At 68.8% G+C, this 23,891-nt stretch carries 21 protein-coding genes and 1 pseudogene; 11 read left to right on the top strand and 11 right to left on the bottom strand.

Annotation, left to right across the window (positions count from 1 at the left end; all coding sequences use genetic code 11):
* Positions 1 to 36: 36 nt before the first annotated feature.
* The 3 genes and pseudogenes from ACE3UA_RS04860 to ACE3UA_RS04850 form a co-directional block, all read right to left on the bottom strand.
* Positions 37 to 1,368: pseudogene (locus ACE3UA_RS04860) on the bottom strand (ABC transporter permease); the annotation flags it as partial.
* Between the two features lie 452 nt (positions 1,369 to 1,820).
* Positions 1,821 to 2,840, bottom strand: a complete 1,020-nt coding sequence (locus ACE3UA_RS04855; protein WP_374643089.1) for a glycine betaine/L-proline ABC transporter ATP-binding protein — start codon at positions 2,838 to 2,840, stop codon at positions 1,821 to 1,823.
* Between the two features lie 72 nt (positions 2,841 to 2,912).
* Entirely contained in the window at positions 2,913 to 3,881 is a 969-nt protein-coding gene (locus ACE3UA_RS04850) for an ABC transporter substrate-binding protein (RefSeq protein WP_374643087.1), read from the bottom strand.
* Positions 3,882 to 4,045: 164 nt separating this feature from the next.
* Here ACE3UA_RS04850 and ACE3UA_RS04845 point away from each other — a divergent pair, with 164 nt between their 5' ends.
* The 10 genes from ACE3UA_RS04845 (at position 4,046) to ACE3UA_RS04800 (ending at position 14,437) form a co-directional block, all read left to right on the top strand.
* Complete coding sequence (locus ACE3UA_RS04845) at positions 4,046 to 4,801, top strand: DeoR/GlpR family DNA-binding transcription regulator (RefSeq protein WP_374643085.1); 756 nt, start codon at positions 4,046 to 4,048, stop codon at positions 4,799 to 4,801.
* Between the two features lie 175 nt (positions 4,802 to 4,976).
* Complete coding sequence (locus tag ACE3UA_RS04840; protein ID WP_374643083.1) at positions 4,977 to 5,834, top strand: xanthine dehydrogenase family protein subunit M; 858 nt, start codon at positions 4,977 to 4,979, stop codon at positions 5,832 to 5,834.
* Positions 5,824 to 8,565, top strand: coding sequence for a molybdopterin-dependent oxidoreductase (locus tag ACE3UA_RS04835; RefSeq protein WP_374643081.1), 2,742 nt, complete (start codon positions 5,824 to 5,826; stop codon positions 8,563 to 8,565). The genes ACE3UA_RS04840 and ACE3UA_RS04835 overlap by 11 nt, the downstream gene beginning before the upstream one ends.
* Position 8,566: 1 nt before the next feature.
* A complete protein-coding gene (locus tag ACE3UA_RS04830; protein ID WP_374643079.1) occupies positions 8,567 to 10,069 on the top strand; it encodes a 6-hydroxynicotinate reductase in 1,503 nt (500 codons plus the stop codon).
* A 2-nt stretch (positions 10,070 to 10,071) separates the two neighbouring features.
* A complete protein-coding gene (locus ACE3UA_RS04825; RefSeq protein ID WP_374643077.1) occupies positions 10,072 to 10,968 on the top strand; it encodes a UPF0280 family protein in 897 nt (298 codons plus the stop codon).
* Positions 10,928 to 11,509: an amino acid synthesis family protein gene (locus ACE3UA_RS04820; RefSeq protein ID WP_374643075.1), complete on the top strand. Its 582-nt coding sequence runs from the start codon at positions 10,928 to 10,930 to the stop codon at positions 11,507 to 11,509. The genes ACE3UA_RS04825 and ACE3UA_RS04820 overlap by 41 nt, the downstream gene beginning before the upstream one ends.
* Positions 11,506 to 12,090: an amino acid synthesis family protein gene (locus ACE3UA_RS04815; RefSeq protein ID WP_374643073.1), complete on the top strand. Its 585-nt coding sequence runs from the start codon at positions 11,506 to 11,508 to the stop codon at positions 12,088 to 12,090. Before ACE3UA_RS04820 ends, ACE3UA_RS04815 begins: the two co-directional genes overlap by 4 nt.
* Before the next feature lie 160 nt (positions 12,091 to 12,250).
* Positions 12,251 to 12,586 carry a ferredoxin FdxA gene (gene fdxA, locus ACE3UA_RS04810; protein ID WP_374643071.1) on the top strand — a complete coding sequence of 112 codons (336 nt, stop codon included), beginning with the start codon at positions 12,251 to 12,253 and terminating at the stop codon, positions 12,584 to 12,586.
* A gap of 13 nt (positions 12,587 to 12,599) precedes the next feature.
* Entirely contained in the window at positions 12,600 to 13,418 is an 819-nt protein-coding gene (locus ACE3UA_RS04805; RefSeq protein WP_374643069.1) for a ferredoxin--NADP reductase, read from the top strand.
* A gap of 11 nt (positions 13,419 to 13,429) precedes the next feature.
* Complete coding sequence (locus tag ACE3UA_RS04800) at positions 13,430 to 14,437, top strand: GlxA family transcriptional regulator (RefSeq protein WP_374643067.1); 1,008 nt, start codon at positions 13,430 to 13,432, stop codon at positions 14,435 to 14,437.
* A 10-nt stretch (positions 14,438 to 14,447) separates the two neighbouring features.
* Here the strand turns inward: ACE3UA_RS04800 and ACE3UA_RS04795 are convergent, their stop codons facing one another.
* The 5 genes from ACE3UA_RS04795 to ACE3UA_RS04775 all read right to left on the bottom strand — a co-directional run bounded on the left by ACE3UA_RS04795 (position 14,448) and on the right by ACE3UA_RS04775 (position 19,556).
* A complete protein-coding gene (locus ACE3UA_RS04795; RefSeq protein WP_374643065.1) occupies positions 14,448 to 15,512 on the bottom strand; it encodes an ABC transporter ATP-binding protein in 1,065 nt (354 codons plus the stop codon).
* The gene (locus ACE3UA_RS04790; RefSeq protein WP_374643063.1) at positions 15,509 to 16,309 is read right to left on the bottom strand and encodes an ABC transporter permease; all 801 of its coding nucleotides are present in this window, start codon (positions 16,307 to 16,309) and stop codon (positions 15,509 to 15,511) included. The genes ACE3UA_RS04795 and ACE3UA_RS04790 overlap by 4 nt, the downstream gene beginning before the upstream one ends.
* 1 nt (position 16,310) lies before the next feature.
* Positions 16,311 to 17,147 (bottom strand): ABC transporter permease, encoded by an 837-nt coding sequence (locus tag ACE3UA_RS04785; protein WP_374643061.1) that lies wholly within the window; start codon positions 17,145 to 17,147, stop codon positions 16,311 to 16,313.
* Between the two features lie 62 nt (positions 17,148 to 17,209).
* Positions 17,210 to 18,217, bottom strand: coding sequence for an ABC transporter substrate-binding protein (locus ACE3UA_RS04780; RefSeq protein WP_374643059.1), 1,008 nt, complete (start codon positions 18,215 to 18,217; stop codon positions 17,210 to 17,212).
* Positions 18,218 to 18,368: 151 nt separating this feature from the next.
* Complete coding sequence (locus ACE3UA_RS04775; protein ID WP_374643057.1) at positions 18,369 to 19,556, bottom strand: amidohydrolase family protein; 1,188 nt, start codon at positions 19,554 to 19,556, stop codon at positions 18,369 to 18,371.
* Between the two features lie 154 nt (positions 19,557 to 19,710).
* On the opposite strand from ACE3UA_RS04775, the gene ACE3UA_RS04770 reads away from it, so the two are divergent.
* Entirely contained in the window at positions 19,711 to 20,169 is a 459-nt protein-coding gene (locus tag ACE3UA_RS04770) for a MarR family winged helix-turn-helix transcriptional regulator (RefSeq protein WP_374643055.1), read from the top strand.
* A gap of 30 nt (positions 20,170 to 20,199) precedes the next feature.
* Here the strand turns inward: ACE3UA_RS04770 and ACE3UA_RS04765 are convergent, their stop codons facing one another.
* From ACE3UA_RS04765 to ACE3UA_RS04755, 3 genes are all read right to left on the bottom strand, one after another.
* Entirely contained in the window at positions 20,200 to 21,756 is a 1,557-nt protein-coding gene (locus tag ACE3UA_RS04765; protein ID WP_374643053.1) for a trimethylamine methyltransferase family protein, read from the bottom strand.
* 156 nt (positions 21,757 to 21,912) lie between these two features.
* Complete coding sequence (locus ACE3UA_RS04760; protein WP_374643051.1) at positions 21,913 to 22,293, bottom strand: response regulator; 381 nt, start codon at positions 22,291 to 22,293, stop codon at positions 21,913 to 21,915.
* Positions 22,293 to 23,798 carry a sensor histidine kinase gene (locus tag ACE3UA_RS04755; RefSeq protein WP_374643049.1) on the bottom strand — a complete coding sequence of 502 codons (1,506 nt, stop codon included), beginning with the start codon at positions 23,796 to 23,798 and terminating at the stop codon, positions 22,293 to 22,295. Before ACE3UA_RS04755 ends, ACE3UA_RS04760 begins: the two co-directional genes overlap by 1 nt.
* Positions 23,799 to 23,891: the final 93 nt, after the last annotated feature.

Raw genomic sequence — 23,891 nt, 5'->3', positions numbered from 1 at the left:
GTCGCGGGTGCCGACCAGCGCGGTGATCACCAGCATCGACAGGGCGAACATGATGGTCTGGTTCACCCCCAGCAGGATCTCCGGCAGGGCCAGGCGCAGGCGGATCCGGGTCAGGATCTGCCAGTCGGTGCAGCCCATGGCGCGGCCGGCCTCGATCAGCCTCGGATCGACGCCCTGCAGGCCGAGGACGGTATAGCGGATCGCGGCGGCGACGGCATAGGCCACGACGGCGATCATCGCGGTGAAGTCCCCGACGCGGAACAGCATGACCACGGGCATCAGGTAGACGAAGGAGGGCAGGGTCTGCAGCGTGTCGATCAGCGCCCGCGTGACCGTCCAGGCCCGGTCGCGGTTGGCGACGGCGATGGCGACGGGAATCCCGATCAGAAGGGCGAAAAGCGTGGACAGCCCGCAGAGATAGACGGTGATCATGGCCTTCTCCCATTGCCCCGTCGCCGCGATGAGGAAGGAGAGCCCCGCGGTCAGCGCAGCCAGCCGCCACCCGCCCAGCCGCCAGCCGGCAAGGCCGAGCAGCGCCACGACGCCCAGCCAGGGCAGCGAGAGGAGGAAGCGTTTCGCCGGGACGAGCAGGGTGGTCAGGATCGCGTTCTTCAGCGCCTCCAGCATGTCGAAGAAGGTCACGTTGATCCATTCCACGGCGGCGGCCCAGAACGGGCTGGTGCTCAGGCGGGCGGCCTCGGGATAGGTCTGCACCGCCGGCAGGATCAGGCCCAGCACCCATGCCGCCGCGACCAGGGCCAGGGCGGCGGTCAGATAGGGGTGCCGCGCCCCCTGCCGGGGCGGGGCAGAGGCGCGGCGGGCCAGCGCCTGCGACAGCCGGTCCAGCGCGATGGCCAGCGCGACGATGGCCAGCCCCGCCTCCAGCCCCGCGCCAAAGTCCAGGCGGCGCAGCGCGTTCAGCACGTCGAAGCCAAGACCCCCCGCCCCGATCATCGAGGCGATGATCACCATGTTGAGCGAGAGCATGATCACCTGGTTGACCCCCACCATCAGCGGCTCGCGCGCAGAGGGCACCAGCACGCGCCAGGTCATCTGGCGCGGCGTGCAGCCCACCATGCGGCCAAGGTCGTGGATCTCGGACGGCACGCGCCGCAGGGCGAGCGTGGTCAGGCGGGTCATCGGCGGCATGGCGTAGATCAGCGTCGCCACGATGGCGGCGGTGGGGCCGAAGCCGAACAGGATCAGGATCGGGACCAGATAGGCGAAGACCGGCATGGTCTGCATGAGGTCGAGAAGCGGCTTCAACGCGCGGTCCAGCCAGGGCAACCGCCAGGCCGCGATCCCGACCAGAAGTCCCCCCGCCACCCCGATCGGCACCGCGACCACGATCGACGACAGCGTGACCATCGCGCTTTGCCACTGGCCGAAGACGGCGACGAAAGCCATGCAGGCGGTCACGGTCAGGGCCAGCGGCAGGCCCCCCGCATAAAGGCCGAGCAGCGCGAACAGGCCGATGACCGCGACCCAGGACAAGGGCGGCCAAAGCTGCACCGCGCTGGAGCCTTCGCCCGACAGAAGCCCGCTGGACAGCAGCGACAGCACCACGCGATAGGGCGCGTCGATCAGGGCCGCGATGAACCGGGTGACGTCCGAGAAGGCCACCGGGCCGATGGCCGCCTCTTTCATCAGCCAGTTGATCGCATTGCCGATCCAGCGGGCGGCGGGGATCTGCCAGGCCTTCGGATAGTCGAAGGCGAAGGGGGCCAGCCCCTGCCCCCAAAGCCAGAGGATCGCCGTCAGCGCCACCGCCACCAGCCACAACGCGCGGGCATGGGACAAGCGGGGGGCGGGCAGCGCGGTCATGCGGTGCCTGCCAGCAGAAGACGGATCACGTCCTCGCGGTAGAGCGTGCCGACGGGGCGACCCCCCGCATCGGTGACGGCGAGGGCCGGGCTGCCGGAGGCAAGCGCGCTGCCCGCCTCGGCCACGGTGGCGCGGGCCGGGATCGCGGGGGCGCCTTCGGGCGGCGGCGAGGCGGACATCAGCGAGGCGACCCGGACCGCCTTGGCCTTGGGCACCGCGCGGGTGAATTCGCGGACATAATCGGTCGCGGGGTGCAGGACCAGTTCCTCGGGCGTGCCGATCTGCTCGATGCGGCCGTCCTTCATGATCGCGATGCGGTCGGCAAGCCGGATCGCCTCGTCGAAATCATGGGTGATGAAGACGATGGTCTTTTGCAGGCGGGATTGCAGGCGGATGAACTCGTCCTGCAACTCGCGCCGGATCAACGGGTCGAGGGCCGAGAAGGGTTCGTCCAGGAACCACAGCTCCGGCTCGACCGCGAGGCTGCGGGCGATGCCCACCCGCTGCTGCTGGCCGCCGGAGAGCTGGCGCGGGAAACTGGCCTCGCGCCCGGCAAGGCCGACCAGCGCCACCATCTCGCGCGCCCGGGCGTCGCGGGCGGCGCGGGGGATGCCCTGCACTTCCAGCGGGAAGGCCACGTTCTCCAGCACGGTCAGGTGCGGCAGCAGCGCGAAATGCTGGAACACCATGCCCATCTTGTGGCGGCGGATCGCGATCATCTCCGCCTCGCTCGCCGCCAGCAGGTTCCGGCCGTTGAACAGGATCTCGCCCGAACTGGGCTCGACCAGACGCGAGAGGCAGCGGACCAGCGTCGACTTGCCCGAGCCGGACAGGCCCATGATCACGAAGATCTCGCCCGCGCGGACCGACAGGTTCACGTCGCGGACCGCCGGGATCAGCCCCGCGGCGAGGAGCTTGCCGGCGTCGGGCCCGATACGGGCAAGGCTGTCCTCGGCGCGCGCGCCGAAGACCTTCCAGACGTTGCGGCAGACAAGTTTGGGGGCTGCGTCGGTCATGCGGCGTCCGGTCGGGGCGCTGGAGGATCGGGGGGCGACGGCGCCGCCCCCCAGGACGGATCAGATGGCGGGCTACCCGGCGATCCAGGCGCTCCACCGCGCCTCGTTCGCGGCCATCCAGTCGGCGACGACGGACTCGACGGTCTTGCCGTTCAGGTCCACCTCGGTGATCATCCGGCCCATCTCGGCATTGTCGATGGTGAAGGCCTGGATCGCCTTGTGCGCCCCCGGCCACTTGTCCTTGAGCCCGGCCCAGCCGACCTTCCAGATGTCGCCGAAGGGCTTGCCACAGTCATAGGCCATGTCGGGATTCACGCCCGCCGCCGGATCGGTGTAGCATTCCGGCGAATAGGTCGGAAACTCTACCCATTCGCCCTCGTATTTCGCGGGGGCCCAGTGCGGCGCGTAGATCCACAGCAGCACCGGCGCCTTGCGCTGATAGGCGCTTTCCAGCTCGGCGAAGAGGGCGGCGTCGGTCCCGGCATGGATCACCTCGAAGGGAAGGTCCAGCGCCTCGACCCGCTCCTCGTCGAAGCCGCCCCAGGTCACCGGACCGCCAAGGTAACGGCCCTTGGGCGCGGTTTCGGCGGTCGAGAAGGCTTCGGCGCAGGCGGGGTCCTTCAGGGCCTCCCAGTTCGGCAGGCCGGGGCACAGCTCCTTCATATAGGCGGGATACCACCATTCCTCCTTGGCCTGCAGCCCGTTCGGGCCCAGGTTCTCGACATTGCCGGTGGCGAGCGAGGCATCCATCGCGTCGCGCCCGGTGGTTTCCCAGATCTCCATCGCAAGGTGGAGATCGCCCGACTCGAGGCCGGTGAACTGCGCAAGATAGTCGGCCTGCACATATTCGACGCTGTAGCCCGCCTTCTTCAGCACCTCTCCCATGAGCTGGGTGGTGATGAGCTGGCCGGTCCAGTCATGCAGGGTCAGCCGGATCGGATCCGACGATTCCTGCGCGGCGGCGCCAAGGGTGGTGGAGCAGGCGACGAGGGCGGAAAGGGCAAGCGGACGAAGACCGGAAAGAAACAGGCGGCGTGGCATGGGAAACCTCCGGGTCTGGGATGGCTGATCGGGAAAGGGTGGAAGCCGGGAGGAGGACCTGTCAAATGGAATCTGGGTGGTTGTGGAATTTTCCTGACCGTATATCTGGATATCGACGTTGAAACGGGCAATACCCGGTAAGAATACGGTCAAAGGGGGCGCGGATGGCATCGCGGCGGCAGGCAGAGATCCTGGCATTGCTGGACGGGCGCGGGGTGCTTCCCGTGGCCGAGCTGGCGGCGCATCTGGCCGTGTCGCCCGAGACGGCGCGGCGCGAGATCCGGGCGCTGGTCGATGCCGGCGCGGTGGTGCGCAGCCATGGTGCGGTGGGACTGGCCGGGCAGACCGGCGAGGCCCCGTTCGAGCGGCGGATGCGCGAGAATGCGGCGGCCAAGCGGCTGATCGCCCGGGCGGTGGCGGCAGGGATCGCCGACGGCGCCTCGGTGATGCTGGATACCGGCACGACGACCAGCTTTCTTGCGCGCGAGCTGCTGAAGCATCGCCGGCTGACGGTGGTGACCAATTCCTCGGACATCGCGCGGACCCTGGCCACGGTGAACGGCAACCGGGTGTTCATGGCGGGGGGCGAATTGCGCGGCGATTCCGGGGCGGCGCTGGGGGCCTCGGCGCTGGAATTCGTGGCGCGCTTCTCGGTCGAACATGCGGTGATCTCGGCCGGGGCGGTGGATGCCGAGGGGATCATGGACTTCGACCTGCAAGAGGCCGAGTTCGCCCGCGTGGTGCTGGGCTGCGGCGCGCGGCGGGTCGTGGTGACCGATGCGACGAAATTCGGCCGCCGGGGCGTGATCCGGGTCGCCCCGCTGTCGCGGGTCGATCTCCTTGTCACGGATGCGCCGCCGCCGCCGGCCCTGGCGCGGGCGCTGGCGGCGGCGGGGGTGCGGGTGGAGGTGGTCCGGTAGCCCGGGCCGGCCCCTGGCAACGGACCCCTGCGTCGGGCGCCGGAACTGCCGGGATGTTCGGCCGGGCCGAAGCCGGGGCCTGACTTTCGCTTAAGGCGCGATTCCGGTGATTGACTTGGCCGGATTTCGCAATATCATTCGTATACAAATGACAAGCGCCGCATGGGAGGGGCTCTTGGCGTATCTCGTTCCCGACTCGCTTCCAAAGGCCCTGACCCTGCTGCGCGACCGGCGGCCAGAGGTGGTCGCGGGCTGCACCGATGTGCTTCCCGCGCGGCGGCAGGGCCAGCGCACCGGCGACATCCTGGACGTGACCCGCCTGCCCGACCTGCGCGGGATCGCGCGCGGCGCCGATGGCTGGCGCATCGGGGCCGCGACCACCTGGGCCGAGATCGCCGCGCCCCCCCTGCCCCCGGCCTTTGCCGCGCTGCAAGAGGCCGCGGTCGAGGTGGGCGCGGTCCAGATCCAGAACGCGGGCACCGTCGCCGGCAATATCTGCAACGCCTCGCCCGCCGCCGACGGGGTGCCGCCGCTCCTGGCGCTGCGGGCCGAGGTCGAGCTGGCCTCGCATGCCGGCACACGGCGTCTCCCGCTGGAGGAGTTCATCACCGGCGTCCGGCGCACCGCCCGCGCCCCGGAGGAACTGGTCGTGGCCCTGCATCTGCCGCATCCGCCGGCAGGATCGGGCGGGGCCTTCGTCAAGCTCGGGACGCGCAGCTCGCTGGTGATCTCGATTGCCATGGTGGCGGCAATGGTCCGCATCGACCGGGACCGCCTCGCCGAGGCGCGCCTGGCCGTAGGGGCCTGTTCGCCGGTCGCACGGCGCCTGCCCGCCTGGGAGGCCGATCTCCAGGGGCGAAAGCTGGAGGAACTGGCCGGGCTGCGGCCCGAGGCGCGGCATCTCTCCGTCCTTTCCCCGATCGACGACATCCGGGCGACGGCGGCCTACCGGATCGAGGCGGTGCGTGAATTGTGCCACCGCGCGCTGGTGCGGGCGGTGGCTTCGGCAGCAGGAGGCGCGGATGGACGGTGAGCATGGCCTGGGGGCGACCCGCTTCATCCTGAACGGCACGGCGGTCGCGGTCACCGCCCCCGCCGGCGAGCGCCTGTCGGACACACTGCGCGAACGGCTGGGCGCGCGCGACGTCAAGATCGGCTGCAACGCGGGCGATTGCGGGGCCTGCTCGGTCCTCATCGACGGGCAGGTGGTCTGTTCCTGCCTGACGCCCACCCAGAAGGCCGAAGGTCGCCGGATCGAGACGGTCGGCGGTCTGGTGGCCTCGGACCCGGTGGCGATGGCGCTGGCCGGGCGGTTCCAGGACCACGGCGCGGCGCAATGCGGGTTCTGCACTCCCGGCATGGTCACCGCCTCGGTCGCGCTGCTGCGCGAAGAACCCCGGCCGGACGAGGCGGCGATCACCCGCGCGCTGGGCGGCGTCCTCTGCCGCTGCACCGGCTATCGCAAGATCATCGACGCGGTGGCCTCGGTTCCCGCCGCACTGGCCAAAGCGGATGCGCCGGGCCATGCGGGCGCGGCGATCCGGCGGCTGGACGGCGCGCCGAAACTGGCCGGGACCGAGGCTTTCGGCGACGACCTGGCCCCGCCCGACACGCTGGAGATCCTGGTCATCCGCTCACCCTTCCCGCGCGCCGGCTTCGTCTTCGGCGATCTGGACGGCTGGCGCGCCGGCCAGCCGGGCATCATGGCGGTGCTGACGGCCGCCGATGTGCCGGGGCGCAACGTCTTTGGCGTGATCCCCGCCTTTGCCGACCAGCCCGCCTTTGCCGAAAGCGTCGCGCGCTTCCGTGGCGAGGCGGTGGCGGCCGTCGTCGGCACCCCGGCCACGATCCGCACCTTCGATCCGGCCACATTCCCGGTGACCTGGACGGAACTGCCCGCGGTCGAGGTCCCCGCAACGGCCGAGGCGGCGGGCGCCCCCCTGCTGCATGAGGGTCGCGCCGGCAACCTGATGTGCAAGGGCTTCGTCGCCTGCGGCGATGCCGAAGCGGCGCTGGCGGCGGCCGAGGTGACGGTCGAGGGGCGTTTCGCCAGCGGTTTCGTCGAGCACGCCTATATCGAGCCCGAGGCAGGTTTCGCGCAGGTCATCGACGGCAGGGTGGAAATCCACGCCTGCACCCAGGCCCCGGTGATGGACCTCGAAGCGATGGAAATCCTGCTGGGCATGGACCGGAGCCGCATCCGCATCGTGCCGACGGCGGTGGGCGGCGGCTTCGGATCGAAACTCGACATCTCGCTCCAGCCCTATCTGGCGCTCGGGGCGCTCAAGACCGGGCGGCCGGTGCGGATGGCCTACAGCCGCACCGAATCGATGCAATCGACGACCAAGCGCCATCCCTCCGACATCCGGCTGCGGCTGGGGGCGACGCGGGACGGCATCCTCATGGGCTGCGACTTCCGGGGCACCTTCAACACCGGCGCCTATGCCTCCTGGGGCCCCACCGTCGCGAACCGGGTGCCGGTCCATGCCTCGGGCCCCTACCGGATCGCCGATTACCGGGCCGAGGCGCGGGCGATCCACACCAATTGCCCGCCCTCCGGGGCCTTCCGCGGCTTTGGCGTGCCGCAGGCCGCCATCGCGCTGGAATCGCTGCTGGACGAGCTGGCCGCGAAACTGGGGATCGACCCGCTGGAACTGCGGCTGCGGAACGCGCTGACCAACGGCGCGCCCACCGTCTGCGGCCAGGTCTTTACCCAGGGCGTCGGCATCCGCGCCTGCCTCGAGGCGCTACGCCCGGCCTGGGAGGCCGAGCGCGCGGCAGCCGAGGCGTTCAACCGCGCCACGGCCGGGCCCCTGCGCCGGGGCGTCGGCATCGCCTCGGGCTGGTATGGCTGCGGCAATACCTCGCTGCCGAACCCCTCGACGATCAAGGCCGGGATCCGGCCCGACGGGACCATCGTCCTGCACCAGGGCGCGATGGACATCGGCCAGGGCGCGAATACCGTCATCACCCAGCTTTTCGCCACGGCGCTGGGGGTTCCGGTGGCCTCGGTCACGCTGGTCGGCCCCGATACCGACCTGACGCCGGATGCCGGCAAGACCTCCGCCTCGCGCCAGACCTTCGTCTCGGGCAATGCCGCGCGGCTGTGCGGGCAGGCGCTGCGGGCCGAGGTGCTGCGCGCGGTCAATGCCTCCGAGGGCGCGGCGCTTTCCGTCGCGGCGGGCGCGATCACCGTGGACGACGGCGCCAGCCGCCACCGCATCGCGCTGGACCAGCTTGCCGCCGATGGCGACGGCTTCGTCCTTGCCGCCAGCGGCCATTACGACCCGCCGACAAAGCCGCTCGACGCCAATGGCCAGGGCGAGCCCTATGCCCAGTTCGGCTATGCCGCGCAGCTGGTGGCGGCCGAGGTGGACATCTCCCTCGGCACCGTGCGCCTTGCCCGCATCGTCGCCGCGCATGACGTGGGCCTTGCCGTCAACCCGCTGCTGGTCGAGGGCCAGATCCAGGGCGGCGTCGCCCAGGGCATCGGCATGGCCCTGATGGAGGAATACATCCCCGGCCGCACCGAGAACCTGCACGACTACCTGATCCCGACCATCGGGGACATTCCACCCATCGAGCCGATCATCATCGAGGAAGCCGACGCCCACGGCCCCTACGGCGCCAAGGGCCTGGGCGAGCACGTCCTGATCCCGACCGCGCCCGCGATCCTGAACGCCATCTCCCACGCTGCCGGGGTGCGCATGACCAGCGTCCCCGTCACCCCCGCGAAACTCGCCGCCGCATTGGCAGGAGACTGACATGACCGACAAAGCCGAACGCCCCGTCGACCGGACCGCCGACAAGATCCGCTGCGACGCCTGCCCGGTGCTGTGCTACATCGCCGAGGGCCGCGCCGGGGCCTGCGACCGCTACGCCAACCACGGCGGCACGCTGGTGCGGCTGGATCCGCTGACCATCATCGAGGGCGCGGCCAGCCACGGGGTCAAGGCGGTGCCCTTCCTCAAGGGCAGCCAGGGCACCGACTGGGACGGCGACTTGGTGCAGGGCGGACGGCCCTTCATCACCGCGGTCGGCGCGGGCACCACCTACCCCGACTACAAGCCCGCCCCCTTCATCGTCAGCCAGAATGTCGAGGGCGTGGACATGGTCACCGTCGTGACCGAGGGCATCTTCAGCTATTGCGGCGTCAAGGTGAAGATCGACACCGACCGTTTCATCGGCCACGAACGCGCCGTCGTGCGGGTCGAGGGCGAGCCGGTCGGCCATGTGATGACCTCGGAATACGGCTCGAAGATGCTGTCGCTGGGCGGGGTCGAACACCTGACCGGCGGCGGCAAGAAGGAGGGCCGCGTCACCTGCGACGCGCTGCTGCGGCTGTGCAACCGCGAAGCCGTCGAGATGACCGTGGACGAAGGCGCCACCGTCATCGTGCAGGCCGGCCGCGCGCCGGTTATCAACGGGGTCGAGGAAAAGCTGATGCGGGTCGGCTGCGGCTCGGCCACCATCGGGATGTTCGCCAAGCAATGGGCGCAGCATGTCGACGAGGTGGTTGTGGTGGACGACCACATCACCGGCGTCCTGTCCGAACACCAGGCCGGCAAGCTGCTGAACGTGCCGCCCAGCGGCATCCGCGTGAAGGGCCGCCGGTCCACGCCGGGACGCTATTTCCAGGTCGCCGAACCCGGCACCGGCTGGGGCGGCACCGATATCGAGGATCCGCTGACCATCCTGAAGGAGCCCGACCCCGAGACCGCCTGGGAGGGGCTGCGCCTTCTCATGGTCTCGACCACCGGCGAACAATCCGCCTATTACGAGCTGGATTCCGGGCTGAACCCGGTCCCGAAGCCCCTCCCGCCCGACCTTCGCACCTCGGTCGACCTGATCGCCGAGAATTGCGAGCCCTCGCTCTGTTCGGTGCTGTTCATGGCCGGCGCGGGCGGGTCGCTGCGGGCGGGCGTGACGCAGAACCCGGTGCGGCTGACCCGCTCGGTCAAGGACTCGCTCACCTATGTCTCCTGCGGCGGGGCCGGGGCCTATGTCTGGCCGGGCGGCGGGATCACGGTGATGGTGGACGTGACCGGGATGCCCAGCAATTCCTTCGGCTATGTGCCGACGCCCGCGCTGGTGGCGCCGATCGAATTCACCATGCGGCTCAGCGACTATATCGCGCTTGGCGGCCATGCCGATCAGGTGCGCCCGATTGCCGAGGTCGTCAGCGACAAGGTGCGCCGGGTCGGGCCGGGCGGGGCGCAGGACGATCCGATGGCGCGGCACCATTTCCGCTGGCCGGCGGACAGCTAGGCATGACGGGACCGGCGGCCGCGCTGCTTTCCGGCGACCGGCTGCACCTGCAGCACGGGCCCATCGACCTGATCATCGGGGCCGATGGCCCGGCGCGGGCGCAGGCCTTCGCCGCCGCCGCCGCGCGCTTCGACGGCCTGCTCGAGGAGCTGGTGGCCGAACTGCCGCTCTTGCGCGCCCCTGTGACCGCCGGCCTGCCCGCCCCGCAAGGCCCAGTCGCGCGCCGGATGCACCGCGCCGTCCGCCCCCATGCCGATGCCTTCATCACCTGCATGGCGGCGGTCGCCGGGGCCGTGGCCGACGAGATCCTCGCCGCGATGACCGCCGCCGCGCCGCTTTCCCGCGCCTATGTGAACAACGGCGGCGACATTGCCCTCCATCTCGCCGCAGGCGCCGGCTTCACCAGCGCCATGGCCGGGCTGGACGGACGCGACCTTGGCCGCATCGGGATTTCCGCCGAGGCCGGGATCGGCGGCATCGCCACCAGCGGCGCGGGCGGGCGCAGCTTCTCGCTGGGGATCGCCGACAGCGTCACTGTCCTGGCGCGCACGGCGGCCGAGGCCGACGCGGCGGCGACGATGATCGCCAATGCCGTCGACCTGCCCCGCCATCCCGGCATCCGCCGCACCCGCGCCTGCGACCTGCAACCCGACAGCGACCTTGGCCCGCGCCCGGTGGTGACGGGGGTGCCGCCCCTTACGCCCGGCGATGTCGCAAGGGCGCTGGACGCGGGTGCCGCGCGCGCGCAAGACTTGCTCAGGCGCGGCCTGATCGCGGGGGCGGCGCTGTTCCTGCAGGGCCAGACCCGGCTGGCCGGAACGGGTTTCACGGGATTGATCCAGAAGGACGAGGTGGCACATGCCCAAGGTCGAGGTGCGCAAGCGGCTGCTTGTGCTTGAGGACATCTTTCACGAGGGCGGCCCCCCCCGGACCGAGCCACACCGGCGCGGCGCCGTGCTTGCCGTGATCCGCAACCCTTTCGCCGGACGCTACGAGCCCGAGATCCAGGGCTTCATGGACGACCTTCGTCCCCTCGGGCTGGAGATGGCGCAGCAGCTCGCGGCGGCGCTTGGCGGGGCCGAAAAGATCGAGGGCTACGGCAAGGCTTCGCTCGTCGGCGCGGCGGGAGAGCTGGAACATGGCGCGCTCTGGCACGCCCCCGGCGGCTATGCGATGCGCGAGGTGCTGAACGGGGCCAAGGCCATCGTGCCCTCGGCCAAGAAGGTCGGCGGCGCCGGCGCGCGCATCGACGTGCCGATCACCCATGTCAATGCCTCCTACGTCCGCAGCCATTTCGATTCGATCGAGGTCGGACTGAACGACGCCCCGCGCGCCGACGAGATGGTGGTGATCCTGGCGATGACCACCGGCCCCCGCATCCATTCCCGCTCGGGCGGGCTGGAGGTCTCGCAGATCAAGGGAGAGGACGGGCTGAGATGAAGGCAAGGATTCGCAAGCTGGGCATCTGGGTCGAGGAAACGCACGAGGAAGCCGGCCGCCCCATCACCCCGCCCACCCGCAAGGCCGTGGCGGCGGCGGTGATCGATAACCCCTTCGCCGGGCGCTATGTCGAGGATCTGACCGAGCTGATGGACATCGGCGAGGAACTGGGCGCGCTTCTGGGCGGCAAATGCGTGGCGGCGCTGGGGATCCGGCCCGACCAGGCGGAAAGCTACGGCAAGGCGGCGCTGGTCGGCGAGAACGGCGAGCTGGAACATGCCGCCGCCATCCTGCACCCGAAACTGGGCGCCCCCCTGCGCCAGGCGGTGGAAAAGGGCGCGGCCCTGGTCCCCTCGTCGAAAAAGCGCGGTGGCATGGGGCAGGACCTGGACATCCCGCTCGGCCACAAGGACGCGGCCTTCGTGCGCTCGCATTTCGACGGGGTCGAGATCCGCTTCAACGACGCCCCCCGCGCGAACGAGATCGTCGTCGCCGTCGCCGTCACCGACAGCGGCCGCCCGCTGCCAAGGGTGGGCGGGCTGAAGGTCGGGGAGATCACCGGCAAGGACGGTCTGCGCTAAGGCGATGGCTTTCGGCCAAATGCACCCTCGCCCGATCGGGCGGGGTGCTTCCTGTTGCGCCGTGATCGCGCATCAGACTGAATTCGCAATGCTATTTCTTTGATGTTGACAAGGCCCTCCGCACCCGATTATCGTTCGTATACAAACGAATGAGGGCGCCATGACCTATGTCGTCACCGAAGGCTGCATCGCCTGCAAATACACCGACTGCGTCGAGGTCTGCCCGGTGGATTGCTTCTATGCGGGCGAGAACATGCTGGTGATCCACCCCGACGAATGCATCGACTGCGGCGTGTGCGAGCCGGAATGTCCGGTGGACGCCATCCTTCCCGATACCGCGCCGGGGATCGCGGCCTGGCTGACGCTCAACGCCGAACTGGCGGAGGTCTGGCCCAACATCCGCGAAAGGATCGCGCCGCTGCCGGACCACGAAGCCTGGGCCGGGCAGCAGGGCAAGCTCGCCTCGCTGTCGCGCAACCCCGCCGCCCCGCAATAGACCGGAGACCATGATGCAGGATCAGGCCACCCTTCCCCAGGCAGACGCCGGGACGCATATCCCCGCCGGCGTCCATGCCGAAACCGTGACCGAGGTGCAGCACTACACCGACCGGCTGTTCCGCTTCCGCATCACCCGGCCCCCCGCCTTCCGTTTCCGCTCGGGCGAGTTCGTGATGATCGGCCTGCCGAACGCCGAACGCCCGGTCTACCGCGCCTATTCCATCGCCAGCCCCTCCTGGGACGAGGAGATCGAGTTCTACTCGATCAAGGTCCCCGACGGCCCGCTGACCGAACACCTGCAAAGGATCCGGCCCGGCGACACCCTGCTGATGCGCAAGAAGTCCACCGGCACGCTGGTGCTGGACGCGCTTCTGCCGGGAAAACGGGTCTACATGTTCTCGACCGGCACCGGCATCGCCCCCTTCGCCTCGCTGATCCGCGACCCCGAGACCTATGAGAAATTCGACGAGGTGATCCTGACCCATACCTGCCGCGAGGTCGCCGAACTGGCCTATGGGCAGGAACTGGTGAAGAACCTCATGGAGGATCCGCTGGTGGGCGAGTTGGCGCGCGGCCGGTTGCGCCATTATCCCACGGTCACGCGCGAACCCTTCCCGGTCATGGGCCGGATCACCGACCTCATGGCATCGGGCCGATTGTTCGCCGACCTGGGCGTGCCGCCGATCGGACCCGGCGAGGACCGCGGCATGATCTGCGGCTCGATGGCGATGCTGCGCGACACCAGGGACATGCTGGAAGGCTACGGCCTCATCGAAGGGTCGAACGCGCAGCCCGGCAGTTTCGTGGTGGAACGCGCCTTCGTCGACTGATGGGCTGCGTCATGGCACCCTTTGACCAGCCGGACCGCGCGGACCGGCCTGCCACCGGGAAGCGGCACCCCCGCGCCACGGCCCAGATCGTCTTCCTGCTGGTCGACAATTTCTCGCATCTGGCCTTCTCCTGCGCCATCGAGCCCTTGCGGATCGCCAACCGGGTCTCGGGGCAGCCGCTGTTCCGCTGGTCGCTGGCCAGCGCCGACGGGGTTTCGGCGGCCTGCTCCAACCGTTCGGTCACGCTGGTGGACCGGGGGCTGGAGCCGCTGCGCCATGTCGACCGCCTGCTGGTGGTCTCGGGCGACGGGGTGCAGGACCGCGCCACGCCCGAGATCCTGGCCTATCTGCGCCGGGAACGGGCTGCCGGCACGCCGATCGGGGCGATCTGCTCCGGCGCCTATCTTCTGGCCAGCGCCGGCTTCCTCAAGGATCAGGCGGCGGCGATCCACTGGGAATACCACGATGTCGTCGCCGAACTCTTTCCCGACGTCCGGCTGGTGCGCGGGGTCTTCGTCGCCGACCAGAAGGTCATCACCGCCGCCGGAGGGACGGCGGCGGCGGATCTGATGCTGCACCTGATCGCCGCCGAGCACGGCCCGGCGCTTGCCACCGCCGTCGCCGACCGGATGGTCTACAACGCCGTCCGCGAAGCCACGGCCGAGCAGCGGGTCTCCCTGCAGGCGCGCCACGGCATGCGCAACGAATCCCTGATGCGCGCGGTGGAACTGGCGCAGGAGAACCTCGAGGATCCGGTCTCCCCGCGCGAGATCGCGCGGGCCCTCGGCCTCTCGACCCGCCAGATCGAGCGGCTGTTCCAGCGGCACCTCGGAACCTCGCCGAAACGCTTCATCATGCAGACGCGGCTGACCCGGGCCAGGAACCTGCTGGTGCAGACCGACCTGTCGATCACCGAGGTCGCGGTCGCCTGCGGTTTCAAGACCCCCTCGACCTTCTCCAAGGTCTATCGCGCGCATTTCGACGTCTCGCCCGGCGCGCAACGCACGACCCTGCGCTAGCGCCGGGGGATCACAGGAACAGGTGGCTTTCGCCCGGCGTCCAGCCCAGATGCGCGCTTGCACCGGGGGAAAGCCCGGCGATTTCGCCGGCCCCGGCCCGCATCCAGATCTCCTGCCCCCACTCGGTGCGGAACTGCACCGTCGAGGTATCGCCCAGGAAGGTCACGTCCAGCACCCGGACCGGAAGTCCCGCCGCCGCCAGCCGCAGCGTCTGCGGCCGCACCATGACCTGCGCCGCCGTGGCACCGCCGCCGGGGGCCGAGCGATGCACCGGCAGGTCGGCCATCGCCGTGCCGTCGGGAAACACGACCCGGCCGCGATCGCCGGAAACCGCCACCTCGGCGGTGTCGAGGAAATTGGAATCGCCGATGAACCCGGCGACGAAGCGGGTGGCCGGGTTGTGATACAGGTCGCGCCCGCTGCCCACCTGCTCGATCCGGCCGCGATTGAACACCGCGATGCGGTCCGACAGGCGCAGCGCCTCCTCCTGGTCATGGGTCACATACAGGATGGTCACCCCGGTCTCGCGGTGGATGCGGCGGATCTCGATCTGGATCTCCTCGCGCAGCTTCTTGTCCAGCGCCGACAGGGGCTCGTCCATCAGCAGCACCGGCGGATCATAGGCCAGCGCCCGGGCCAGCGCGACGCGCTGTTGCTGGCCGCCGGACAGGTTGCCCGGCATCCGGTCCGCGAAATCCGCAAGCTGCACCAGCGCCAGCATCCGCTCGACCCGGGCGGCGATGTCGCGCTCGGCCTGGCCGCGCACCCGCAGCGGGAAGGCCACGTTCTCGCGGACGTTCAGATGCGGGAACAGCGTGTATCTCTGGAACACCATGCCGATGTTGCGCTTGTGCGAGGGCGTCGTCAGGATCGAGGCGCCCTTCAGCAGGATATCGCCCGAGGTCGGCTCGTTGAACCCCGCCAGCGCGTAAAGCGTGGTCGACTTGCCCGATCCCGACGGGCCGAGGAAGGTCAGGAACTCCCCCTCCGGGATCTCCAGCGATACATCGTCGACCGCGACGAAGCTGCCATAGGTCTGCCGCAGGCCGCGGATGGAAAGGAAGGCCGGGGTCATCTGGAAATCCGTCTCCTCAGAAGGGCTGCCGCCGCCATCACCAGCAGGGTGAAGCCGACAAGGATGGTCGAGGCCGCCGCGATCACCGGCGACAGGTCCTGCCTGAGCGCGCCCCAGATGCGCACCGGCAGGGTCTGCAAATCGGGGCTGGCCATGAAGATCGCCACCACCACCTCGTCCCAGGAAATCAGGAAGGCGAAGACGGCGGCCGAGAACAGGCCGATGCGGATCGCCGGCAGGGTGATCTTCAGCTTGGCCTGCAGGGGCGAGGCCCCGCACAGGACCGCCGCATCCTCGATCGACTTGTCGAAACCCTCCAGCGAGTTGACGATCGGGATCACCGCGAAGGGAAAGGCCAGGACGGTATGCGCCAGCACGAAGCCGACAAGGGTGCCGTTCAGGCCCAGGCGCAGGAACAGCGCATAGATCGCCACCGCGAAGACGATCACCGGCAGGACCATCGGCGTCAGGAACAGCGCCTTCAGCAGGCCCCGCCCCCGGAACCGGCCGCGCACCAGCGCGAAACTTGCCATCAGCCCCAGAAGCACCGCCAGCGCCGCCGAGAGGAGGCCGACCCTGGCACTGGTCAGCGCCGCCTCCAGCCAGCGCGGATCGGCCGCCAGTTCCCGATACCAGCGCAGCGTCCATGAGGGCGGCGGGAACACCAGCCATTGCGACGACCCGAAGGACAGCGCCGCGATGAAGACGATGGGCACCAGAAGGAACAGGCAGACCAGGATCGTGACCGCCCAAAGCGCCACGCCAAGCCCGCCCAGGTGACGGTAGGTCAGCAGCATCTCAGCGCATCCCCCCGAAAAAGCGGATCTGCACCGCGTAAAGCGCCAGCGTCACCGTCAACAGCACGAAGGCCGCCGCCGATCCCAGCCCCCAGTTCAGCAGCGACTGCACCAGCTGCGCGATCATCTCGGCCAGCATCATCTGCGAGGCGCTGCCCAGAAGCGCGGGCGTGACGAAATAGCCCAGCGACATGACAAAGACCATCAGCCCCCCCGCCGCCGCCCCCGGCGCCGACAGCGGCAGAAGCACCCGCCGGAACGCCTGCCAGCGCCCCGCGCCGCACAGGGCCGCCGCCTGCAAGGTGGTCGGGTCGATGGCGCGGATGCTGGCGTATAGCGGCAGGATGATGAAGGGCAGCATGATATAGGTCATCCCGATGGTGACCCCGGTCAGGTTCTTGACCAGTTCCAGCGGCTCGGAGATCAGGCCAAGCTTCATCAGCGTGGTGTTGATCACCCCGGTGCGCTGCAAAAGCACCATCCAGGCATAGGTCCGCGCCAGCAGGTTGGTCCACATCGACACCAGGATGATGGCCAGCACCAGATTCGCCCACCGCTGCGGCATGACCGCCAGCAGCCAGGCCACCGGATAGCCCAGGAGCAGCGAGACCGCCGTGACCACGAAGGCCACGAGGAACGTGTTGTAAAGCACCCGCGCATAGGTCGAGGTCGCGAACAGCTCGGCATAGTTCTGCAGGCCGACCTCCGGCTCCAGGACCGAACGCAGCAGCAGGCTGACCACCGGGATCACGAAGAACAGCGCCAGAAGCACGAGGGCAGGGACAGCCGGGCCAATGCCCCGCCACTGCCGCCTTGGAAGCGAAGCGTTTGCGGCCATGCAACTCACCGTCAGGGGGTGAAGGTGCCGGCGCGCCCCTGCGGCCCGCCGGCAGGATGCAGTTACTGGGACTGCCAGTCGTACCAGCGTTTCGCGATCTCGTCGCGATGCTCGGCCCAATAGGCCATGTCCAGGTTGATCTGGCTGTCGACATGGGCGTCCGGCAGCTCGGCCACCACGGCCGGGTCCATCTCGGCCTTCGCGTTCACGTTGATCGGCGCATAGCCGGTGGCGGTCGCCAGGCTGGCCTGACCCGGGGCAGAGGTCGCCTCGGCCAGGAACTTCATCGCCGCCTCCTTGTTCTTCGCGCCCTTCGGCACCACCAGCACATCGGCGGCGGTCAGGTTCTGCGCCCAGGACACGCCGACATTGCCGCCTTCCTGCTGGATCGCAAAGACGCGGCCATTCCAGAAACTGCCGATCGGCGCCTCGCCCGAGGCGAGAAGTTGCTGCGATTCCGCGCCGCCGCCCCACCAGATGATCTCGGACTTGATCGTATCAAGCTTGGCGAAGGCCCGGTCAAGGTCCAGCGGATACAGCGCATCCGCCGCCACGCCATCGGCCAGCAGCGCCGCCTCCAGCACGCCGGGCGCGGACCATTTGTAGAAGCTGCGCTTGCCGGGGAACTTCGCGGTGTCGAACACATCGGCCCAGCTTGCCGGCTCGCCCTGAAGCGCGTCCTTGTTGTAGCCGATCACGAAGGAATAATAGAAGCTGCCCACCGCATGATCGGTGACGAAACGCGGGTCGATCGCGGCGCGGTCCACCACGCCAAAGTCGATCGGCTCCAGCAGGCCCATCTTCGCGGCCGCGATGGCAAAGTCGTATTCGACGTCCACCACGTCCCAGTCGACATTGCCGCTGTCGACCATCGCCTTCAGCTTGCCATAGTCGGTCGGCCCGTCCTGCCGCACGGTGATGCCGGTCTTTTCGGTAAAGGGCGCCGCCCAGGACGCGGCCTGCGCGTCCTGCGTGGTGCCGCCCCAGCTGGTGAACACCATATCCTGCGCCGAGGCCGTCAGGGCCATGCCGCCGACAAGGGCTGTTGCTGTCGCAAGCGTCTTGAACATCGTTTTCCTCCCCTATTGTTCCGGTCCTGGACCGTTCATCACATCTGCCGCCGGGGGCCCGTCCCTACCCCCGTCCTGTCCTCCACAGCGCCAAATTCGTTTGTCTACGAATGATATTCATTTCCACCCGCCTGTCAACGCGCCCGTTGCCTCAGCGCCGCGCGACAAGCTCGGGCAAGCGCATCGCGGGCGGGGTGTTGCGGCTGCGCTCGCTGCGCACCACCCCGTCGATGATGGTCATGCCGACACCCGGCAGGTTGCCCAGTTGCACCGATTCAAGGATGTTCCGGCCCGGCGCGTGCTGGGCCTGGTCCATCAGCACGAAATCGGCGGCGAAGCCGGGCTCCAGCAGGCCCGCGTCCAGTTCGCGCTGCCGCGCCGTGTTGCCGGTGGCAAAGCAGAAGGCCACCTCGGCCGGCACATTGCCCAGGCTGGACAGCATCGCCACCATGCGCAGGATGCCCAGGGGCTGCACGCCCGATCCCGCCGGCCCGTCGGTCCCCAGGATCACCTGGTCCAGCTTGCCCAGCTCGCGCGCGGTGTTGATCGTCAGGAGCGCGGCGCGCTCGTTGCCGTTGTGGACGATCTCCAGCCCCTTGGTGCAGCTCTCGCACAGGCAGACGATCTGGTCGTCCGGCAGCGCCGAATGGCCGCCGTTGATATGGCCCACCACATCCGCGCCGGTCTCCAGCACCATGTCGGCGTCGATCAGGCCCGAGCCGGGGATCGACGGCCCGCCGGTGTGGATCGTGCTTTGAATCCCGTATTTCCGCGCCCAGTCCACCATCTGCCGCGCGGTCTTGCCATCCTTGACCGAGCCGAGCCCGACCTCGCCCAGAAGCCGCACCCCCGCCGCGGCAAGCTCGCGGAAATCGTCCTCGACCATGCCATGCTCGATCACCGGCGCGCCGCCATGGACCTTGACGCCCGAGGGGCGGAAATTCTCGTACCAGCGTTGCGCCGCGATCGCCATCGCCTTGAGGCCGACGATATCCTTCGGCCGCCCCGGCATATGCACCTCGCCGGCCGAGATCATCGTGGTGACGCCGCCGTGCAACGAGCTGTCGATCCAGTTCATCTGCTGCTGGCGCGGCGTGTAATCGCCGACGACCGGGTGGACATGGCTGTCGATCAGGCCGGGAACCAGCGTCGCGCCCTTCGCATCGACCACGGTCGTCGCGCCCTCGGTGTCCAGGTCCTTCTCGCGCCCCCAGGCGGCGATCTTGCCGCCGACGGCCACCACGCAATCGCCCTCGGCAATCGGCGATTCGATCTTGCCGGTCAGCAGAAGACCGATATTTCGGATGACGAGCTTGTCGGGAATGGGGGATACAGACATCTGCATGGGTCCTTTCTTGCGGCTCTTTTCATTTGTATGCTAATGGAAGTTCCTGCAAAAGCAAGTTCCGGCTTGATCGGGGCCTGCAAGAAAAACGGGATAGGGTGCCGGGCCGGGCTGGCGCCGGAAGAACAGTTGCGAAAGGCCGGATGGAATGACGAAAGCCGATGATCAGGTTGCGGCCGTGGATGACGCCCCCGCGGATCCCTATATCCTCGATGCGCAGATCGGTTACCTCCTGCGCCTTGCCAACCAGCGCCACGCGCTGATCTTCCAGGAACATGCCATCCTCGACCTGACGCCCACGCAGTTCTCGGCGATGGTCCGGCTGCTGGACGAAGGCGAATGCTCGCAGAACGAGTTAGGGCGGCGGACGGCGATGGACGTGGCCACGATCAAGGGCGTCGTGGACCGGCTGCGCGCCAAGGGCCTGGTCAACCTGAAGCCCGACCCGAAGGACAAGCGCCGGACGACCATCTCGCCGGCCGGCCCCGAGGCCGAGCTGCGCGACAGGCTGCACGGCATGGGCCGCACCATCACCGAACAGACCCTCGCCCCCCTGACCCGGGCCGAGCGCGCGACCCTGCTGCGCCTTCTGTCCCGCCTGGCCTGACCGGCGCCCGGTCAGGCCAGCCATGTGCGGTCAGATGACCGAGACGGCCCCGGTATAGGCGGCGACGATATGCTCGTCCGCCCGGGCGGTCAGCGCGGCGATCTCGCGTTCCTGCTCCGCGCTCAACAGCCCCTGTTCCGGCGCGGCGGCGATGGCGGCCAGCGCGGCATCGCGCGCCTCGTCAAAGGCGGTGCGGCGGCCTGACTTTTCGTAATCGTCGCGACCCTGGCGGCGGAACACCCTGGGCGCAAGCTGGTCGCGGCAGGTGGCGATGGTATGCGCGCTGTCCAGGAAATGCCCGCCGGTGCGGATCTGCATCAGCTCGTCCCAGTTCAGCGAGTCCTTGTCCAGGCTCGGCTTGCGGACAAAGCGGCGCATCATCGCGCCCACCTCGTTGTCCAGCACCGCCTGCACCGGGCTGAAGACGGTGGCGCATTCCAGCTGCCCCACGCCGCCCAGGATATCGGCCCCCGCCAGCGCCACGGTCTGCATCAGCATCGCGCGCTCGGCCATCGACTGATGGTCCGCGTCCGGCGTGTCCGAGCCCGAACCATAGGTATGCGCGACCTGCCCCCAGCCGCGCTTCATCAGCTGGACCGACATGTTCGCCGCCTGCAGCGATTCGACGCAGGACTGCAGCGCGCTGCCGGTGCGCATGTCCAGCGTGAACATCAGCGGCGTCGCGATCACCGGGATACCGGGCGACAGGATATGCGCCATCACCGTCATGCCGACGATCTCGGCCGCCGACATGATCGCCATCGACGGCACCGACAGGGGCGCCGTCCCGCCCGACGAGGGCAGGCTGCAGGCATGCAGCGGGATGCCGTATTCCCCCGCCTTGATGATGACATGCGTGTCCATGTACTTGAATTCCAGCGGCGTGAACGAGCAGGTGATGCAGCTGGTGATCGGATTGGCGCGCAGCCGGTCCTCGCCCCCGGCCGCGATGGCGGCGATCCGCATCAGGTAATCGACGTTCTCCCACTGGTAGGGCTGCATCCAGACATGCTTGGGCGTGCGCCCGATCAGCCGGCCATAGCTGTGGATGTCGGACGTCACCTCGGGCACGCCATGCACGAAGGGATGCGCGATGAAACCCACCTCGTCCAGAGTGTTGGCGACCGCCGCGATCTCGGAGACCGCCGTCAGGTCCATCTTGCGATAGCTCGCGTCGCGCGGATTGACATAGCCATGCGCGCCGGTGCCGGTGCGCATGACGAACCCGCGATCGGCGCGCGGCAGGTCCATGTCGAACCGCGCCTCCTTGCCCCCCAGCCGCACCGCCTTGGGCGTGGCGGCCATCGCCTCGCGGATCAGCTCGCGCGGCATCCGGATGCGGTTCGCGTCGCTGCCCGGCTTCGCGCCCGCCGCAAGAAAGCGTTTGTAGGCCTCGGGGTGCAGGATCGCCACGCCGTAATCGGCCAGCACATCCTCGACCCGCTCTCTCATCCAGGTGATCTCGTCATCGCCGAGAAAACCGAAGGTGGCGCGCTGGAAGCCCGGGGGTTCCTGCCGGAAGGCGTTGGCCGGATGGCTGGCCCGGACCGTCCGGGCACGTTTGGGGGTGTTCCTGCTGGCTTCCATGACTGCCTCCCTGCAAAAAGGATTGCCCATGGCACACACCGATTAGGCTGACTGCCTGCCGACTTCAGCTCGCAATAACGCTAGCATACGAATGAATTTCGTCAACAGGGTCTTTTGCCCCACCCGCCCGGCCCCACCCGCGTCACCGATCCGCCGTCAAACGGTCTTCTGCCGCGCGGCGTCCGAGATCGCCTGGCCCAACTCCCGCTCAAGGGCCTCCCAGGTATAGGGCTTCGCCACGGTCCGGGCGCCGAACCGCTGGCTTCTTTCCGTCACCCCATAGCCGGTGGTGAACACGAAAGGGATGCCGCGCTGCCCCAAGGCTTCGGCCACCGGGTCGCTCCACTGGCCGTTCAGGTTCATGTCCAGGATCGCCGCATCCATCTCGGCCCCCTTCGCCAGCTGCAAGGCCTCATCCAGCGTCGTCGCCGGGCCCACGACGGTTGCCGAGGCATCGGCGATCATGTCGCACAGCATGGCCAGGATCAGGAATTCGTCTTCCACAAGCAGGACGCGCCGATTGGCAAGGATGCTCATCACAGAACCCTTTCGCAGCTGGCCCGGATCTTGCAGACCAGCCCCTCGGGCAGGAAATCGATCCGGGCGGACCCGTTCAGGTCGGCCGCCAGCGCCTGCTCGATCATCAGCGTTCCAAAGCCCCGCCGCTTCGGCGGCTTCACCCGCGGCCCGCCGGTCTCTTGCCAGACGATGTCCAGCCCATGGTCCGGAGAGCTGTTCCACTGCAGCGAAACCGATCCCCTCTCGACGGAAAGCGCCCCGTATTTCAGGGCATTGGCCTGCAACTCGTGCAGCGCCAGCGCGATCGCCAGCGCCTGTTTCGGCGCCAGAAGCAGCGCCGGCCCCTCCATCTGCACGTTTCGCCGGTTGGCAGGATCGCGGGTCAGCACTTCCCGCGCCAGTTCCGGCATCGGCGTGCTTTCCCAGTTGTCCCTGGACAGGATGTCATGCGCCGCCGCCAGAACCCCCAGACGGCCGATGAAGGTCGCGACCGACGGGATGGTCTTCTCGGACCTGAAGGTCTGATGCGCAATCGCCTGCACCACCGCCAGCGTGTTCTTCACCCGGTGGTTCAGCTCGGCCAGCATCAGCTCGCGCTGGCGGGCGATGCCGTCCTGCTCGGTGATGTCGACATTGACGCCGATCATGCCCAGGAAACGCCCGTCGCAGGCATGCCTCGGCCGCGCCTCGGTCTGCAACACCCGCCACTCGCCCGAGGTGCTTGCATACCGCCCGCGCAGCTGCACGGTCTCGTCCGACGCCATCGCCTGCCGCATCCGGGCCAGCACATGCCCGACATCCTCGGGATGGATCGTCGCGCTCCAGTCGAAGGCGTCGATCCGGTCCTCCTCCACCCCCCAGAAGTCGCGCGCCGCCTTGTTGAGATGTTCGCAATGCCCCTGCGCATTGCTCATCCAGATCATGATCGGGGCCTGGTCCGTCATGTGCCGGAAATGCGCCTCCGACATCCGCAATTCGGCGAGGGCGGCCTCCCGCGCGGCTTCGGCCCGCGCGCGCCCGATGCTGAAGCCCAGGTGCCGGGCGATGGTGACGGCCAGCGCCTGGGCATGTTCGTCGAACCGGCGCCGGCTGCCATGATAGGTCATGAACTTCCCGATGACCCGGCCTTCCAGCGTCAGCGGCGCAAAGCCCAGGCTGACGATGCCTTCGGCCCGGATCGCCTGCTTGATCCAGTCGGGCTCCCCGGTCTCGCAGATATCCTCGACGAAGATCGGCGGGGGATCCACATCTCCCGGCCGCCAGGGCGAATGGCCTGCAAGCTTCAGGCGATATTGTTCCGACAATCCCCGCCATGCGACGAACTGCATCGTGCCGGCGGCGTCGAACAGCAGGATCGACGCCCGCTCGCAGCCAAGCGTCTTGGTGATGACGTCCAGCGCCGAGGCATAGACGTCTTCCATCGAATGGGCGTGGTAGATCGCGTCGGTGAATTCATAGAGGGCGCGAAACTCCTCGCCGCTTTGAATCGACCATGGCCTGGCTGAGTCATCTGGTGTGGCCATCGCATCCCCCCGGGCCCGGCAAGACTTCGGCTTGCCGGCAATCGCGAACAACGCCCCGACGCGCGCATGGGTTCCCACCTGGCCGGGGTCGGC

The sequence above is a fragment of the Tabrizicola sp. genome (assembly GCF_041919135.1).
Lineage (GTDB): Bacteria > Pseudomonadota > Alphaproteobacteria > Rhodobacterales > Rhodobacteraceae > Tabrizicola.
The sequence above is the reverse complement of the archived record's forward strand: the minus strand, read 5'-3'. Positions and strand labels throughout refer to the sequence as shown.

Excerpts from the sequence above, each read along its gene's own strand:
- ACE3UA_RS04775 (WP_374643057.1), bottom strand. The coding sequence starts at position 19,556 with ATGTCTGTATCCCCCATTCCCGACAAGCTCGTCATCCGAAATATCGGT.
- fdxA (WP_374643071.1), top strand. The coding sequence starts at position 12,251 with ATGACCTATGTCGTCACCGAAGGCTGCATCGCCTGCAAATACACCGAC.
- ACE3UA_RS04800 (WP_374643067.1), top strand. The coding sequence starts at position 13,430 with ATGGCACCCTTTGACCAGCCGGACCGCGCGGACCGGCCTGCCACCGGG.
- ACE3UA_RS04835 (WP_374643081.1), top strand. The coding sequence starts at position 5,824 with ATGGACGGTGAGCATGGCCTGGGGGCGACCCGCTTCATCCTGAACGGC.
- ACE3UA_RS04815 (WP_374643073.1), top strand. The coding sequence starts at position 11,506 with ATGAAGGCAAGGATTCGCAAGCTGGGCATCTGGGTCGAGGAAACGCAC.
- ACE3UA_RS04755 (WP_374643049.1), bottom strand. The coding sequence starts at position 23,798 with ATGGCCACACCAGATGACTCAGCCAGGCCATGGTCGATTCAAAGCGGC.
- ACE3UA_RS04820 (WP_374643075.1), top strand. The coding sequence starts at position 10,928 with ATGCCCAAGGTCGAGGTGCGCAAGCGGCTGCTTGTGCTTGAGGACATC.
- ACE3UA_RS04830 (WP_374643079.1), top strand. The coding sequence starts at position 8,567 with ATGACCGACAAAGCCGAACGCCCCGTCGACCGGACCGCCGACAAGATC.
- ACE3UA_RS04785 (WP_374643061.1), bottom strand. The coding sequence starts at position 17,147 with ATGGCCGCAAACGCTTCGCTTCCAAGGCGGCAGTGGCGGGGCATTGGC.
- ACE3UA_RS04760 (WP_374643051.1), bottom strand. The coding sequence starts at position 22,293 with ATGAGCATCCTTGCCAATCGGCGCGTCCTGCTTGTGGAAGACGAATTC.
- ACE3UA_RS04805 (WP_374643069.1), top strand. The coding sequence starts at position 12,600 with ATGCAGGATCAGGCCACCCTTCCCCAGGCAGACGCCGGGACGCATATC.
- ACE3UA_RS04780 (WP_374643059.1), bottom strand. The coding sequence starts at position 18,217 with ATGTTCAAGACGCTTGCGACAGCAACAGCCCTTGTCGGCGGCATGGCC.
- ACE3UA_RS04850 (WP_374643087.1), bottom strand. The coding sequence starts at position 3,881 with ATGCCACGCCGCCTGTTTCTTTCCGGTCTTCGTCCGCTTGCCCTTTCC.
- ACE3UA_RS04765 (WP_374643053.1), bottom strand. The coding sequence starts at position 21,756 with ATGGAAGCCAGCAGGAACACCCCCAAACGTGCCCGGACGGTCCGGGCC.
- ACE3UA_RS04855 (WP_374643089.1), bottom strand. The coding sequence starts at position 2,840 with ATGACCGACGCAGCCCCCAAACTTGTCTGCCGCAACGTCTGGAAGGTC.
- ACE3UA_RS04845 (WP_374643085.1), top strand. The coding sequence starts at position 4,046 with ATGGCATCGCGGCGGCAGGCAGAGATCCTGGCATTGCTGGACGGGCGC.
- ACE3UA_RS04790 (WP_374643063.1), bottom strand. The coding sequence starts at position 16,309 with ATGCTGCTGACCTACCGTCACCTGGGCGGGCTTGGCGTGGCGCTTTGG.
- ACE3UA_RS04825 (WP_374643077.1), top strand. The coding sequence starts at position 10,072 with ATGACGGGACCGGCGGCCGCGCTGCTTTCCGGCGACCGGCTGCACCTG.
- ACE3UA_RS04770 (WP_374643055.1), top strand. The coding sequence starts at position 19,711 with ATGACGAAAGCCGATGATCAGGTTGCGGCCGTGGATGACGCCCCCGCG.
- ACE3UA_RS04795 (WP_374643065.1), bottom strand. The coding sequence starts at position 15,512 with ATGACCCCGGCCTTCCTTTCCATCCGCGGCCTGCGGCAGACCTATGGC.